Source organism: Bradyrhizobium sp. LA2.1 (assembly GCF_040547725.1).
GTDB classification, from domain to species: domain Bacteria; phylum Pseudomonadota; class Alphaproteobacteria; order Rhizobiales; family Xanthobacteraceae; genus Bradyrhizobium; species Bradyrhizobium barranii.
On record NZ_JBEPQI010000023.1, the window covers coordinates 61398 to 76792 of the forward strand.

Genomic DNA, 15395 nt, shown 5'->3' on the forward strand with positions numbered 1-15395 from the left:
GATTGTTTTTGGATCGTAGCGACCATCTGCTTTCGAGAAACTCAGCGTTTCCAAACGGGCCCGGTTCATGCACTTGCATCCATCGGCCGGGATCGCTTAAGTGCCGCCCCGGAACTTCCGCTCAAGCCCTCAAGGACAATCCATGGCCTACAACATCGTCGTGATCGCCGGCAGCCTGCGCAAGGACAGCTTCTCGCTGAAGGTCGCCAACGCGCTCGCAAAGCTCGCGCCGGCCTCGCTCAAGCTCGAGGTCGTCACGCTGGCAGGCATCTCGTTCTTCAACCAGGACCTCGAGGGCGCGCCGCCTGCGGACTGGCTGGCCTTCCGCGAGAAGCTGCAGAAGTCGGACGGCGTCATTTTCGTCACCCCCGAATACAACCGTGCCATCCCGGGCGTGCTCAAGAACGCCATCGACGTCGCTTCGCGCCCCTATGGCAAGAGCTCGTTCAACGGCAAGCCGGTCGGCATCATCTCGAACTCGCCGGGCCCGCTCGGCGGCGTCAGCGCCGCCAAGACGCTGCAGAACATCCTGCCGGGCATTGCCGGCCCGATCCTGCAGCAGCCGGAGATCTATCTGAACGCGGTCGGCGATGCCTTCGATGCGGAGGGGAACCTGACCAAGGAATCTCTGAAGCCCGTCCTCCAAGCCTATATCGACGCGTTTGCTGCGCACGTGGCCAAGCACCACGGCTGAGGTTTTTCTTCGTCATGGCCGGGCTTGTCCCGGCCATCCACGTCTTGCTCGTGGTGACGAAGAACGTGGATGCCCGGCACAAGGCCGGGCATGACGGCTGGGGGTTAGGGATTGGAGCGCGAAGGGGGAGGCGATTAGCACTCCCTTAACCAACCTGCCGCATCATCCCAAGATGGTCTCCCGCGCGCGCCTGAAATCGATCCTGACCGGCCTTGCCCTCTATGCGATGGCGGCCGCTATCGTCGGCTATTTCGGCGTCAACGCCTACACCGGCAAATACGGCCTCAACGCCCGCCAGGAACTCGACCAGGAGATCATCGCGCTGACGAGCGAGCTGGCCCAGCTCAAGCGCGAGCGCGTGAAGAGCGAGCAGCGCGTGTCGCTGCTGCGGACATCGCGGATCGATCCTGACATGCTGGACGAGCGGGCGCGCTATCAGCTCGACTATGTCAATCCGCACGATCTCGTTCGGATGATCCCGGCGAAGTAGCGCTTTCCGCTGCATTCGAAACCGGCATCGAAAGCCGCTGCCGAAATCCCGCAACCGTGTAGCAATTCTACCGAAAGTCTTAGGCTTGGAACCGGGCTGCCGCCTTGACGGCAACGCAGCAACGGCCCCATGGCTTCTGCCGCCGTCTGCCTGAGTTGACGCAGATCAACCGGGCCATGCCGGTGCAGCCTAGACTGCCACCCGGAGGAAACAGTGATGAATGGGCCAATGTCCCGGCATCACGCGGCCCGCGTCGAGGCCGCCATTGCGTCAGGCCAGGCCGCGCGCTCCGCGCTGGTGGCCTCATGGCGCCGTTCGTCCCGATTGCATCATCTCGATCCAGCCGGCCGCAGCGCGCCGATGCGGTTGAGTGATGTCGAGTTGCGGCAGGCGCGCGAGCGCGTCGCGCCGCTGCTCGCCGCCGCGCAAGGCGCGATGGACCGGCTCTATCAGGCGGTCGGCGCGAGCGGCTGCTGCGTGCTGCTCGCCGACGGCGCGGGCGTGCCGGTCGACCGCCGCGGCACGGCGGTGGACGATGCGACGTTCCAATCCTGGGGCCTGTGGACCGGCGCGCTCTGGAGCGAGGAGCATGAAGGCACCAACGGCATCGGCACCTGCGTCGTCGAGCAGCGCCCGCTGACGATCGACCGCGATCAGCATTTCTTCACCCGCAACACGCTTCTGAGCTGCACCGCCGTTCCGATCTACGACCACGAGGCGGCGTTTGCAGGCGTGCTCGATGTCTCCTCCTGCCGCGCCGACCGGACCGATGCGTTTTCCAATCTGATTGCGCTCGCGGCAGGTGAGGCGGCAAGGCGCATCGAAGCTGATCTGTTTCGCCGCGCCTTCGCCCATGCCCGCATCGTGCTGACGCAAGGCGCTGACGGCCAGACCGGCGGCCTCGTCGCGGTCGATGCGGATGATCTCGTGATCGGCGCGACCCGGTCCGCGCGGGTGGGACTCGGGATTGCGCCCGGCCGTCCCTTGCAGCCGGTGCCCGCGGTTGACCTCCTCGGCGGCGAACCCGCGCATGACCATCTTGCGGGCGGCCAGCGCGCGGTGTTGCAGCGGGCGCTGCTGCGCGCGGACGGCAATGTTTCGGCCGCCGCCAAAGCCCTTGGCGTCAGCCGCGCCACGCTGCACAGGAAGCTGAAGCGGTTCGAGCTGAAGCACTGAGCTGCGGCTCTGTTTTTCTTCCGCGCCCACCAACTCAACCCTCATGGTGAGGAGGCCGCGAAGCGGCCGTCTCGAACCCATGCAGACCTGGCTGTGCCCGCGGCCATCCTTCGAGACGCGCGCAAGAGCGCGCTCCTCAGGATGAGGGCTGAGTGTGTGGGGGCAGCTGCGTCACCTGTCGCAGAACTGCGACAGGTCGGGCCGGCCATCGCTCACGCCCGGGCTGACAGAAAAACGCTCCCGCGACATCGTCGGCGCAAGTCGTGAACACGCGACGAATTGCGCAAACAGCAAACATCGGGAGTGATCAATGAACAAGGTGGAATTCCTCGGCGTCACCCAGGTTCCCTTCGCCGAACGCTATGACAATTTCATCGGCGGCAAATTCGTCGCGCCAATCTCCGGCAAGTACTTTGACAACGCCTCGCCGGTGAACGGCCAGATCGTCTGCAAGATCGCGCGTTCCGACGCGCAGGACGTCGAGGCCGCCCTCGATGCGGCGCACGCCGCCAAGGGCGCCTGGGGACGCACCAGCGTCGCCGAGCGCGCCGCGATCCTGAACCGGATCGCCGACCGGATGGAAGAGAATCTGGAGCGCCTTGCGATTGCCGAGACCTGGGACAACGGCAAGCCGATCCGCGAGACCCGCGCCGCCGACCTGCCACTCGCGATCGATCATTTCCGGTATTTCGCCGGCGTGGTGCGCGCACAGGAAGGCTCGATCGGCGAGATCGACCACGACACCATCGCCTATCATTTCCACGAACCGCTCGGCGTGGTCGGCCAGATCATCCCCTGGAACTTCCCGCTGCTGATGGCCTGCTGGAAGCTCGCGCCGGCGCTCGCCGCCGGCAATTGCGTCGTGCTCAAGCCGGCCGAGCAGACTCCGGCCTCGATCATGGTCTGGGCCGAGATCATCGGCGATCTCCTGCCGCCCGGCGTTCTCAACATCGTCAATGGCTTTGGCCTCGAAGCCGGCAAGCCGCTCGCGTCCAGCCCGCGGATCGCGAAAATCGCCTTCACCGGCGAGACCACGACGGGCCGGCTGATCATGCAATATGCCAGCCAGAACCTGATCCCGGTCACGCTGGAGCTCGGCGGCAAGTCGCCGAACATCTTCTTCAACGACGTCACCGCCGAGGACGACGACTTCTTCGACAAGGCGATCGAAGGCTTTGTGATGTTCGCGCTGAACCAGGGCGAGGTCTGCACCTGTCCGAGCCGGGCGCTGGTCCACGCCGATATCTATGACCGCTTCATGGAGCGGGCGCTGAAGCGCGTCGCCGCGATCAAGCAGGGCGACCCGCGTGCGGCCGACACCATGATCGGCGCGCAGGCATCTAGCGAACAGCTCGCCAAGATCCTCTCCTATATCGACATCGGCAAGCAGGAGGGCGCCAAGGTGCTGGCCGGCGGCGGTCGTGCCGAGCTCGGCGGCGATCTTTCCGGCGGCTTCTACGTCCAGCCGACGGTGTTCGAGGGCCACAACAAGATGCGAATCTTCCAGGAGGAGATCTTTGGTCCCGTCGTCTCGGTCACGACCTTCAAGACCGATGACGAAGCGCTCGCGATCGCCAACGACACGCTCTATGGCCTGGGGGCCGGCGTCTGGAGTCGCGATGCCAACCGCTGCTACCGCTTCGGCCGGGCCATCCAGGCCGGACGGGTCTGGACCAACTGCTACCATGCGTATCCTGCGCATGCCGCGTTCGGCGGCTACAAGCAGTCGGGCGTCGGTCGCGAGACCCACAAGATGATGCTCGATCACTACCAGCAGACCAAGAATCTCCTGGTCAGCTACAGCCCCAAGAAGCTTGGTTTCTTCTGATCGGGCAAGATCTGATTGGGCAAGATCTGATGGGGTAGGAGAGGGCGGTGCAACCTTGCGCCGCCCTCTCCGCCGTCATCCGTCTGTCAGAGTCTTGAGACAATACGACAGCGCCGACCGTATCCGGTTCGGCGCCCGCGGCATTCGAAGCGATGCCGGGCAAAGACGGAGGCTTGGTGATGCGGAACAGTCGTTCAGGACGGAAAATGGGTGTCGCAGCGATGCTGTTCGGCGCGGCGGTGCTGCCCCTGTCGATGGCCTTTGCACAGTCCGGTCCGGCGCCAGCCGGCGCCAAGCCCTTCCTGACCGTCGATGGAAAGGTGCCGCTGGTCCTTGGCCATCGCGGCCTGCCGGGCCTGGTACCTGAAGAGACCGAGGCGTCGTACGACCTCGCCGCGGCGCTCGGGACCGATGCGCTCGAAGAGGATTTGCACCTGACCAAGGATTGCGTTCTGGTCGTGCGTCATAACCCCTGGCTGAGCGACAACACCAACATTGCCGAGGTGGCGAAGACCAATGCGGCCGTCGCCGCCCGCAAGCGCACCGTGGCCGGTGTGCGCGTCAAGGCCCCGCCGGCCACCGGCGTGCCTGCCGACTACCTGACGGATCTCAGCGACCCGGCCGATCCCAAATCGGTGCTGAAGTCGCTGATCGTGGACGGCGAGGATCATACCAACGATTGGTCGATCAGCGATTTCACCATGGCCGAGCTGAAGCAATGGATCGGCGGCACCACCTATGACGCGGCCAACGAGCGGCCGAAAGTCTTCAACGGCAAGCTCCCGATCATCAGCTTCCAGGACGTCATCGACATCGCCAAGGTCAAGAGCAAGGAGACCGGGCGGACCATCCTCGTCTATCCCGAAACCAAGAACCCGACCTGGAACAATGCCCAGGCGATCGCCAATGGCTGCGGCGCGGCCGGTAGCCGTCCGCTCGAGGATGCCCTGATCAAGATCATTGGCGACAACGGCCTCAATACCAAGGACGCTCCCATCCTGGTCGCTTCGAACCCGGCAGCCTGAAATATATGCGCAGCCACGGCCTTCAGACGCGGCAGGTCCAACTCGTCGACGGCAACGGAATCGACTTCAAAACCGGCAAGGTTCTCCTCAACAACATCACGAATTCGCGCCCGTTCGACTGGACGGTTGCGGGCGAGGCCCGCCTGTACGATGCGATGCTGACGCCCGAGGGGCTTGCCGAGATCAAGACCTATGCCGAGGGCATCGGTCCGTGGAAGGCCTATATCGTTCCGCTCAAGATCGCGCCGTGGAAGGACAGCAATGCCGACGGCACGCCCTACAAGGGATCGACGCCGGAGGCTTCGACGCAGGACGCGACCAGCCTTGTCGCGGACGCGCACAAGCTCGGTCTTTTTGTCCATGTCTTCACGTTTCGGAATGAGAAGAAGTATCTTGCCGCCGACTATCGCGGCGACCCGAGCCTTGAATATCTCAAATTCTACCGGCTCGGCGTCGATGGGGTCTTCAGCGACTTCACGCATACCGGCGTTGCCGCCCGTGCGGCGTATTTGCGCGAGTTGGGCTGGTAAGGCTGGCACGGCGAATCGGACGCGCGTGGGATTTCGGATACAAAACAGCGCGTCCGATTTCTCTGCGTTGGCTGCTCACGTTCCCTTCGCTGACCGGTGAGCTAAAGTTGCCCGATCGCCGCCAAAGGTTTTGCAAAGTTTCGGTCACGTTGCAGTGCGGCATAATGAAAGTCGCGCCATGCCGCCGCGGTCCTTTCCAAGGGCGTTTGACTTGGGTTAGAGAGGGCTGAAGTTTTCTCTGACCCGGAATTCCCATGGCCGCACCCAAGAAAGCCGCCGCAAGCACTCCACAGGACAAGACCGACGGCGGTTCGCCCCCGGAATTCACCAGAGAGCAGGAGCTCAAAGCGCTCCGCGACATGCTCCTGATCCGGCGGTTCGAGGAAAAGGCCGGCCAGCTCTACGGCATGGGCGCGATCGGCGGCTTCTGCCACCTCTATATCGGCCAGGAGGCCGTGGTGGTCGGCATGCAGATGGCCCTGAAGCAGGGCGATCAGGTCATCACCGGCTATCGCGACCACGGTCATATGCTCGCCACCGGCATGGAGGCCAACGGCGTCATGGCCGAGCTCACCGGCCGGCGCGGCGGCTATTCCAAGGGCAAGGGCGGCTCCATGCACATGTTCAGCAAGGAGAAGCACTTCTACGGCGGCCACGGCATCGTCGGCGCCCAGGTCTCGCTCGGCACGGGTCTGGCCTTCGCCAACCACTATCGTGGTAACGACAATGTCAGCGTCACCTATTTCGGCGACGGCGCGGCCAACCAGGGCCAGGTCTATGAGAGCTTCAACATGGCGGAGCTCTGGAAGCTGCCGGTGATCTACGTCATCGAGAACAACCGCTACGCCATGGGCACCTCGGTGTCGCGCGCTTCGGCGCAGCAGGATTTCTCCAAGCGCGGCGCGTCCTTCAATATCCCCGGCATGCAGGTCGACGGCATGGACGTCCGCGCCGTGAAGGCCGCGGGCGAGGAGGCGGCGGCCTGGTGCCGTGCCGGCAAGGGCCCCTTCATCCTGGAGATGCAGACCTACCGCTATCGCGGCCACTCGATGTCCGACCCCGCCAAGTACAGAACGCGCGAAGAGGTCGAAAAAGTCCGCCACGATCAGGACCCGATCGAGCAGGTGCGCAACCGCCTGCTCGCGGCCAAGGTGAGCGAGGCCGATCTCAAGGCGATCGACGCCGAGGTCCGCGACATCGTCAATGCGTCCGCCGACTTCGCCCAGCATGATCCCGAGCCGGATGCCGCCGAGCTCTGGACCGACATTTACCGCTGAACGCGCGCAAGCTTTCTTTTGGAGTCGATATGCCAATTCAAGTGCTGATGCCCGCGTTGTCGCCCACGATGGAGAAGGGCAACCTTGCCAAGTGGCTGAAGAAAGAGGGCGAGACGATCAAGTCTGGCGACGTCATCGCCGAGATCGAGACCGACAAGGCGACCATGGAGGTCGAGGCGACCGATGAAGGTACGCTCGGCAAGATCCTGATCCCCGAGGGCACCGCCGACGTTGCCGTGAACACGCCGATCGCGACCATTCTCGCCGATGGCGAGACGGCCGCCGATCTCGCCAAGGCGCCGGCCGCGCCCGCGCCGAGCGTCGCGCAGGAAGTCGCCGAATCCCGCTCTCCGGTCGGCGAAGGCAAGCCGATGATCTCGGCGCCGAAGGCTGCGGCTGCCCCCCAGGCCGTTGCCGAGCCCGATCCCGAAGTGCCCGCCGGCACCGCGATGGTGACGCAGACCATCCGCGAAGCGTTGCGCGACGCCATGGCCGAAGAAATGCGCCGCGACGCCGACGTCTTCGTGATGGGCGAGGAAGTCGCTGAATATCAGGGCGCCTACAAAGTGACCCAGGGCCTGCTCCAGGAGTTCGGCGCCAAGCGCGTCATCGACACGCCGATCACCGAGCACGGCTTTGCCGGCATCGGCGTCGGTGCCGCCATGACCGGGCTGAAGCCGATCGTCGAGTTCATGACCTTCAACTTCGCCATGCAGGCGATCGACCAGATCATCAACTCAGCGGCCAAGACGCTCTACATGTCCGGCGGCCAGATGGGCTGCTCGATCGTGTTCCGCGGCCCGAACGGCGCCGCCGCGCGCGTCGCCGCCCAGCACAGTCAGGACTATTCGTCCTGGTATTCCAACGTCCCGGGTCTCAAGGTGGTCGCGCCGTTCTCCGCAGCGGACTACAAGGGCCTGCTCAAGGCTGCGATCCGCGATCCCAATCCGGTGATCTTCCTCGAGAACGAGGTGCTCTACGGCCATACCGGCGAAGTGCCGAAGCTCGATGACTTCGTGATCCCGATCGGCAAGGCGCGCATCGTGCGTTCGGGCAGCCACGTCACCATCATCTCCTGGTCGAACGGCATGACCTATGCGCTGAAAGCCGCCGACGAGCTCGCCAAGGATGGTATCGAGGCCGAGGTGATCGACCTGCGCACGCTGCGGCCGATGGACACCGAGACCATCGTCAACTCCGTCAAGAAGACCGGCCGTGCAGTCACGGTGGAAGAGGGCTGGGCGCAGAGCGGCGTCGGCGCCGAGATCGCCGCGCGCATCATGGAGAACGCCTTCGACTATCTCGATGCGCCGGTCGCGCGCGTCTCCGGCAAGGACGTGCCGATGCCCTATGCCGCGAACCTGGAGAAGCTCGCGCTGCCGTCGGCAGCCGAAGTGGTCGAGGCCGCCAAAGCCGTCTGCTACAGGTAGATCATGGCGGGCCCGAAGGAGCAGCCATTGCCACCCGACGTCCTCGCCCGCGACGATGCGGTCGAGATCCTGCGCGTATTCGTGCTGGACGGCGGGCTGTCGATGGCGTTCCAGCGCGCCTTCGAGGAGCCCGACATGTGGGGCCTCCTGCTCGTCGATCTCGCCCGTCACGCGGCGCGCGCCTATGCGCGCGAGAGCGAATACACCGAGGAGGATGCGCTGAGCCGGATCCTCGAGATGTTCCAGGCGGAGATTGAACGGCCAACCGATACGGGCACGACGACACCGCGCGGGAAGGGGCACTGATCGTGGCGATCGAAGCCCATCATTTCGATTTCATGCTGGAGGCGATCCGTGAGGCGGAGGCCTCGATCGCGCAGGGCGGCCTGCCGATCGGCGCCGTGCTGACGCGCGGCAATGAGATCATCGCCCGCGGCCACAACAACCGCGTGCAGGAAAAGAACGTCATCCTCCACGGCGAGATGAGCTGCCTGCGCGAAGCCGGCGTGATCTCGTTCCACGACACCGTCATGTACACCACGCTGTCGCCATGCTCGATGTGCGCCGGCGCACTCGCTCTGTTCAAGGTGAAGCTGGTGGTGATCGGAGAATCCGTCACCTTCCCGGGCTCCAAGGACATCCTCGACAAGTTCGGCATCCCCTGGATCGACCTTGCCGACGACCGCTCCATCACCATGATGAAGAATTGGCGTTCCATCCCTGCCAACGAGCGCCTGTGGCAGGGCGACATCGGCAACTAAACCTGGTCGTCTTCGCTGTCGGAGACGACGTATTGAAAAGTTCTTCTTGAGGTCAGCATGCCCATCAACATCCTGATGCCCGCTCTCTCGCCGACAATGGAGAAGGGCAACCTCGCCAAGTGGCTGAAGAAGGAAGGCGACAAGGTCAAATCCGGCGACGTCATCGCCGAGATCGAGACCGACAAGGCGACCATGGAGGTCGAGGCGATCGACGAAGGCACGATCGCCAAGATCCTCGTGCCCGAGGGCACGCAGGACGTCCCGGTCAACGACGTGATCGCAGTGCTGGCCGGCGAGGGCGAGGACGTGAAGGCGGCTGGTGCCGCCAAGCCCAGCGCCTCGGCCGCACCTCCCAAAGCTGCTGAAGCGCCCGCCGCCGCGGCTGCGCCTGCCGCGCCCAAGGCAGCACCGCCGCCTGCCGCTGCACCGGCGCCGCAGGCCTCAGCTCCGGCCGCGCAGAGCAACGGCCATGGCGGCCGCGTGTTCTCGTCGCCGCTTGCGCGCCGTCTCGCCAAGGACGCCGGCATCGATGTGTCGATGGTGACCGGTACCGGCCCGCACGGCCGCGTGGTCGCGCGCGACGTCGAGCAGGCCAAGTCCGGCAAGGGCCTGAAGGCGCCTGCCGCTGCGCCGTCCGGGGCGCCCTCGATCGCGCCGACCATGTCGGACAAGCAGATCCTGTCGCTGTTCGAGCCCGGCTCCTACGAGATCGTGCCGCATGACGGCATGCGCCGCACGATCGCGCAGCGCCTGACTGCGTCGATCCAGAACGTCCCGCACTTCTACCTCACCATCGACTGCGACATCGGCAAGCTGCTCGCCGCGCGCGAGGAGATCAATGCGGCTGCTCCCAAGGACAAGGAGAAGAAGCCGCTCTACAAGATCTCGGTCAACGACTTCGTGATCAAGGCGATGGCCGTTGCGCTCCAGAGAATCCCGAACTGCAACGTCAGCTGGACCGAAAGCGGCATGGTCAAGCACCACCATTCCGACGTCGGTGTTGCCGTGGCGATGCCCGGTGGCCTGATCACGCCGATCATCCGCAAGGCAGAGACCAAGACGCTCTCCACCATCTCCAACGAGATGAAGGATTTTGCCGCGCGCGCCCGCTCGCGCAAGCTGAAGCCCGAGGAATACCAGGGCGGCACCACGGCGGTCTCCAACCTCGGCATGTTCGGCATCAGCCACTTCACCGCCGTGATCAATCCGCCGCATGCGACCATTCTGGCGGTCGGCACCAGCGAGGAGCGCCCGGTCGTGCGCGGCGGCAAGATCGAGATCGCGCACATGATGAGCGTGACCTTGTCCTGCGATCACCGCGCCATCGACGGCGCGCTTGGCGCCGAGCTGATCGGCGCGTTCAAGCAGCTGATCGAAAATCCCGTCATGATGATGGTGTGACGGCGAGGGTGGCTTGAAATGCGCCACGTGGTCGCTGGTTGTGGTTTCTTGCTGGCGCTCTATCTCCCAATTTGGTGGAGCATGCCTTCGACGCATCCGGCTCAAGACGTGGGAGTTGCCTTGCTGCCCTTCACGCTGGCGGCATATGGCGGGTTGGCGATCGCGGCTCTCGGCATGTACTACGCCTTGTTTCGCGCAAGCGGTCCTTCGGTGCTTCTGCTCGCACTACTGCTGGCGGCCATTGTGACGTGCTGGTGCCTTCGTTGGATCGACGGGACCACAAGTCTGGAGGCTGGTGCGCTTGCCGCAGCGATACTCACCCATCACCTGATATTCAAAACCCTCGGCGCAATGTCGCCTGCTAGACAGATCTGACCCGGGAGCCACCATGGCCGACACATCCTTCGACGTCATCATCATCGGCTCTGGTCCCGGCGGCTATGTCACCGCGATCCGCGCTGCCCAGCTCGGCTTCAAGGTCGCGATCGTCGAGAAGTCCTATCTTGGCGGCATCTGCCTGAACTGGGGCTGCATCCCGACCAAGGCGCTGCTGCGCTCCGCCGAGATCTACCACTACATGCAGCACGCCAAGGATTACGGCCTGTCGGCGGAAAAGGTCTCGTTCGACCCGAAGGCGGTGGTGCAGCGTTCGCGCGGCGTCTCGAAGCGGCTGAACGACGGCGTCGGCTTCCTGATGAAGAAGAACAAGGTCAGCGTGATCTGGGGCGCGGCCTCGATCGACGCGCCCGGTAAGGTCACCGTGAAGAAGTCCGACGTCGAGGGCCCGAAGGGCGCGCAGGGCGAGGGGGCTTACCAGGCCAAGCACATCATTATTGCAACCGGCGCGCGGCCGCGCGTGCTGCCGGGGCTCGAGCCCGACAAGAAGCTGATCTGGACCTATTTTGAAGCGATGGTGCCGGAGAAAATGCCGAAGTCGCTGCTGGTCGTCGGCTCAGGCGCGATCGGCATTGAGTTCGCCTCGTTCTTCCACACCATGGGCTCCGAGGTCACCGTGGTCGAGGTGCTGCCGCAGATCCTGCCCGTCGAGGACGCCGAGATCGCAGGCCTCGCCCGCAAGCGTCTGGAGAAGCAGGGCATCAAGATCATGTCCTCGACCAAGGTCACGAAGCTGGAGAAGAAGGCCGACAGCGTCGTCGCCACCATCGACGACGGCAAGGGCAAGCCCGTCACGACCGAATTCGAGCGCGTGATCTCGGCGGTCGGCGTCGTCGGTAATATCGAGAATCTCGGCCTGGAAAAGCTCGGCGTGAAGACCGACCGGGGCTGTATCGTCATCGACGGCTACGGCAAGACCAACGTCCCCGGCATCTACGCCATCGGCGACGTCGCCGGTCCCCCGATGCTGGCGCACAAGGCCGAGCATGAAGGCGTGATCTGCGTCGAGGCCATCAAGGGCCTGCATCCGCATCCCATGGACAAGAACCTGATCCCGGGCTGCACCTATTGCCAGCCGCAGGTCGCCTCCGTCGGCCTCACCGAAGCCAAGGCCAAGGAAAGTGGCCGAGAGATCCGCGTCGGCCGTTTCCCCTTCGTCGGCAACGGCAAGGCGATTGCGCTGGGCGAGGACCAGGGCCTGGTCAAGGTGATCTTCGACAAGAAGACCGGTCAGCTCCTCGGCGCCCACATGGTCGGTGCGGAAGTCACCGAGCTGATCCAGGGCTACGTCGTCGCCATGAACCTGGAGACGACCGAAGAAGAGCTGATGCACACGGTATTCCCGCATCCGACCCTGTCGGAGATGATGAAGGAAGCCGTGCTCGACGCGTATGGAAGGGTTTTGAATATTTGATGGGCGCCATCGCCGCCCGCCGCCGTCATTGCGAGCGCAGCGAAGCAATCCAGACGGCCTCTGCGGAAAGATTCTGGATTGCTTCGCTGCGCTCGCAATGACGAGCAGAGAGCCGTTTGCAAAATAAGAAGGAAACCAACCCATGCACGATAACGACAATCTCACCATCGAACGCCCGACCTTCGTCACGCACCTGGAATGCGCGATGGAGGGCGATCATTACGCCGCCGACCAGGTCCACAATCTCTCCAAGGCCGGCAAGCCGCTTTTGGTGCGCTACGACCTCGCGGGCGTGAAGAAGGCGCTGACCAAGGACGCGCTTGCCCAGCGTCCTGGCGACATGTGGCGCTACCGCGAGCTCTTGCCCGTGCGCAAATGCAAGGACATCGTCTCGCTCGGCGAGGTCACCACGCCGCTGATCCGGCTGCCGAAGCTCGGCGCCAAGCTTGGCGGCGGCGAGATCATCGTCAAGGATGAGGGACGCCTGCCGACCGGCTCGTTCAAGGCGCGCGGCCTCGTGATGGCGGTGTCGATGGGCAAGGCGCTCGGCATCAAGCACATGGCGATGCCGACCAACGGCAATGCCGGCGCGGCGCTCGCGGCCTACGCGACCTCCTGCGGCATCAAGACCACGATCTTCTGCCCGGCCGACACGCCCGAGGTGAACATCAGCGAAATCGAGCTTCAGGGCGCGACCGTCTATCGCGTCAACGGCTATATCGACGATTGCGGCAAGATCGTCGGCGAAGGTAAGGCAAAAGTCGGCTGGTTCGACACGTCCACGCTCAAGGAGCCGTACCGTATCGAGGGCAAGAAGACGATGGGCCTGGAACTCGCAGAGCAGCTCGGCTGGGACGTGCCCGACGTGATCTTCTATCCGACCGGCGGCGGCACCGGCCTGATCGGCATGTGGAAGGCTTTCGACGAGCTGGAGAAGATCGGGTTCATCGGCTCCAAGCGCCCGCGTATGGTCGCGGTGCAAGCGTCGGGCTGCGCGCCGATGGTGCGGGCCTATGATGCCGGCACCGAGCATGCGACGCGCTGGGAGGACGCCCACACGATCGCGTCCGGCATTCGCGTGCCGCAGGCGATCGGCGATTTCCTGATCCTGCGCGCGGTGCGCGAGAGCAAGGGTTTTGCCATCGCGGTCGACGACGACAAGATCTCGGCGGCGCTGAACGAAGTCGCACGCGAGGAGGGGCTGTTGCTCTGTCCCGAGGGCGCAGCGACCTACGCCGCCTACAAGGACAGCCTTGCCGACGGCCGCGTCAGCAAGACCGACCGCGTGATGCTGTTCAACTGCGCGACGGGCCTGAAATACCCGCTGCCGCCGGTGACCCGCACGCTCGATCGCCACAAGCCGATCGACTACACGCAGTTCTAGGCACGACCAGACCGCCGGAGCGCGATGATCGCGCTCTGGCGCGTCATTTCGTCTCTTCACGAACGATCCCTCTTCCCGTACGCGGGAGGGCAACAATAAAAATGACATCGCTGGGGAGAAGACAATGAAGAAGGCCATCTGGGCTGGGCTGCTCGGTATTCTCGCTGTGACCGGCGCCGCGCGCGCCGACGACTATCCTTCGCATCCCATCACCGTCATCGTTCCCTTCGCCGCCGGCGGCCCGTCGGATGCGATGGCGCGCGTGCTCGCCGAGCGCATGAGGGTATCGCTCGGCCAACCGCTGGTGATCGAGAATGTCACCGGCGCGGGCGGCTCGATCGGCGTCGGTCGGGCCGTGCAATCGGCGCCGGACGGCTACACCATCTCCTTCGGCCATCTCGGCACCCATGTTGCCAACGGCGCCGTCTACAAGCTCAAATACGACCTCGTCGCCGATCTCGAGCCGGTGGTGCTGCTGCCGAGCAATCCGATGATCGTGGTGAGCAAGAACGCGGTGCCCGCGACCTCGCTAAAGGAGCTCATCGAGTGGCTGAAGTCGCGGCCGTCGCCGCCGACCGCCGGCACCGCCGGCGCGGGCTCCGGCAGCCATATCGCCGGTGTCTATTTCGAGAGCGTCAGCGGCATCAAGCTGCAATACGTACCGTATCGCGGCACGGCTCCCGCGCTGAACGATCTCATCGCCGGCCAGATCGACGTCATCATCGATCAGACCTCCAACTCCATCAACCAGGTCCGCGCCGGCACGATCCGCGCCTATGCCATCACCGACGACAAGCGGCTCTCGTCGGCGCCGGACATTCCGACGGCAGCCGAGGCGGGGCTGAAAGGCTTCAACATGACGTTGTGGTCGGGCCTGTGGGTGCCGAAGGGCACGCCGAAGGAGATCGTCACCAAGCTCAATGCGGCCGCTGTGGAAGCGCTGAACGATCCCGCCGTGAAGAAGCAGCTCGAAAGCCAGGGCCTCGAGATGACGCCCAAGGACCAGCTCACGCCCGAAGCGCTCGGCGCGCGCCAGAATGCGGAAATCGCAAAATGGTGGCCGATTATCAAGGCCGCCGACATCAAGGTGGATTGAGGCGGATTGCCTCTTCGGATGCGGCCACAACGTCAAGTGGCCGCACCCTGTGGAACAATCAGGTTCACGCGGCGCCGCGTTACGTCTTGGCTTCGCCGTGCTTCGACAGGGCCGCCTCCAGACAATTGATCAGAGCCGGCGTGGAAAATGGCTTCGCGAGAAAGCAGATGGCGCCAGCTTTCAGCGCGCGGTCGCGCACGGCATCGTCGGGAAAGGCGGTCATGAAGATAAACGGCGTGCGGTGACCAAGGCCGCGCATATGCATCAGGAGATCAACGCCGCTCATGACCGACATCTGCACATCCGCGATCACGCAGGACGTCGTCCTCAGTTCGGCCGACTGGAGAAATTCGAGAGCGGAGCCAAAGATGTAGACGGTGTATCCCCGCGACGTCAGCAGATTGTTGGTCGCAAGGCGGACGGATGGATCATCGTCAATGACGGAAATGACCGAAGGGACTGACAAGATGATCGCTCCTGATCGGGGAGCGGC

Annotated in this window: 16 protein-coding genes; 15 read left to right on the plus strand and 1 reads right to left on the minus strand. The window is 64.3% G+C overall.

Features of this window, described 5'->3' with window-relative positions:
* Positions 1–142: 142 nt before the first annotated feature.
* The 15 genes from ABIB95_RS34435 to ABIB95_RS34505 all read left to right on the plus strand — a co-directional run bounded on the left by ABIB95_RS34435 (position 143) and on the right by ABIB95_RS34505 (position 14902).
* Positions 143–694, plus strand: coding sequence for an NADPH-dependent FMN reductase (locus ABIB95_RS34435; protein ID WP_354246138.1), 552 nt, complete (start codon positions 143–145; stop codon positions 692–694).
* 172 nt (positions 695–866) lie between these two features.
* Positions 867–1184, plus strand: a complete 318-nt coding sequence (locus ABIB95_RS34440) for an FtsB family cell division protein (protein ID WP_354246141.1) — start codon at positions 867–869, stop codon at positions 1182–1184.
* A 216-nt stretch (positions 1185–1400) separates the two neighbouring features.
* Entirely contained in the window at positions 1401–2360 is a 960-nt protein-coding gene (locus tag ABIB95_RS34445) for a GAF domain-containing protein (RefSeq protein ID WP_354246144.1), read from the plus strand.
* Positions 2361–2670: 310 nt separating this feature from the next.
* A complete protein-coding gene (gene adh, locus ABIB95_RS34450) occupies positions 2671–4188 on the plus strand; it encodes an aldehyde dehydrogenase (protein WP_212451142.1) in 1518 nt (505 codons plus the stop codon).
* Positions 4189–4394: 206 nt separating this feature from the next.
* Positions 4395–5213, plus strand: a complete 819-nt coding sequence (locus ABIB95_RS34455; protein WP_354246147.1) for a glycerophosphodiester phosphodiesterase family protein — start codon at positions 4395–4397, stop codon at positions 5211–5213.
* Between the two features lie 5 nt (positions 5214–5218).
* Positions 5219–5743 carry a glycerophosphodiester phosphodiesterase family protein gene (locus ABIB95_RS34460; protein ID WP_354246150.1) on the plus strand — a complete coding sequence of 175 codons (525 nt, stop codon included), beginning with the start codon at positions 5219–5221 and terminating at the stop codon, positions 5741–5743.
* A 254-nt stretch (positions 5744–5997) separates the two neighbouring features.
* Entirely contained in the window at positions 5998–7020 is a 1023-nt protein-coding gene (pdhA, locus tag ABIB95_RS34465; RefSeq protein WP_063983080.1) for a pyruvate dehydrogenase (acetyl-transferring) E1 component subunit alpha, read from the plus strand.
* A 29-nt stretch (positions 7021–7049) separates the two neighbouring features.
* Positions 7050–8450, plus strand: a complete 1401-nt coding sequence (locus ABIB95_RS34470; RefSeq protein WP_354246153.1) for a pyruvate dehydrogenase complex E1 component subunit beta — start codon at positions 7050–7052, stop codon at positions 8448–8450.
* A gap of 3 nt (positions 8451–8453) precedes the next feature.
* Positions 8454–8756, plus strand: coding sequence for a DUF5076 domain-containing protein (locus ABIB95_RS34475; protein ID WP_028149595.1), 303 nt, complete (start codon positions 8454–8456; stop codon positions 8754–8756).
* 2 nt (positions 8757–8758) lie between these two features.
* Positions 8759–9211, plus strand: coding sequence for a nucleoside deaminase (locus tag ABIB95_RS34480; protein WP_014495015.1), 453 nt, complete (start codon positions 8759–8761; stop codon positions 9209–9211).
* Between the two features lie 57 nt (positions 9212–9268).
* The gene (locus ABIB95_RS34485; RefSeq protein ID WP_354246155.1) at positions 9269–10612 is read left to right on the plus strand and encodes a pyruvate dehydrogenase complex dihydrolipoamide acetyltransferase; all 1344 of its coding nucleotides are present in this window, start codon (positions 9269–9271) and stop codon (positions 10610–10612) included.
* Between the two features lie 18 nt (positions 10613–10630).
* Entirely contained in the window at positions 10631–10987 is a 357-nt protein-coding gene (locus tag ABIB95_RS34490; protein WP_354246157.1) for a hypothetical protein, read from the plus strand.
* A 13-nt stretch (positions 10988–11000) separates the two neighbouring features.
* Positions 11001–12422, plus strand: coding sequence for a dihydrolipoyl dehydrogenase (gene lpdA, locus ABIB95_RS34495; RefSeq protein ID WP_354246160.1), 1422 nt, complete (start codon positions 11001–11003; stop codon positions 12420–12422).
* A gap of 142 nt (positions 12423–12564) precedes the next feature.
* The gene (locus tag ABIB95_RS34500) at positions 12565–13806 is read left to right on the plus strand and encodes a threonine synthase (RefSeq protein WP_354246163.1); all 1242 of its coding nucleotides are present in this window, start codon (positions 12565–12567) and stop codon (positions 13804–13806) included.
* 124 nt (positions 13807–13930) lie between these two features.
* Positions 13931–14902, plus strand: a complete 972-nt coding sequence (locus ABIB95_RS34505; protein ID WP_354246166.1) for a tripartite tricarboxylate transporter substrate binding protein BugD — start codon at positions 13931–13933, stop codon at positions 14900–14902.
* 79 nt (positions 14903–14981) lie between these two features.
* On the opposite strand, the gene ABIB95_RS34510 is transcribed toward ABIB95_RS34505, so the two are convergent.
* Positions 14982–15368 (minus strand): response regulator transcription factor, encoded by a 387-nt coding sequence (locus tag ABIB95_RS34510; protein WP_354246168.1) that lies wholly within the window; start codon positions 15366–15368, stop codon positions 14982–14984.
* Positions 15369–15395: the final 27 nt, after the last annotated feature.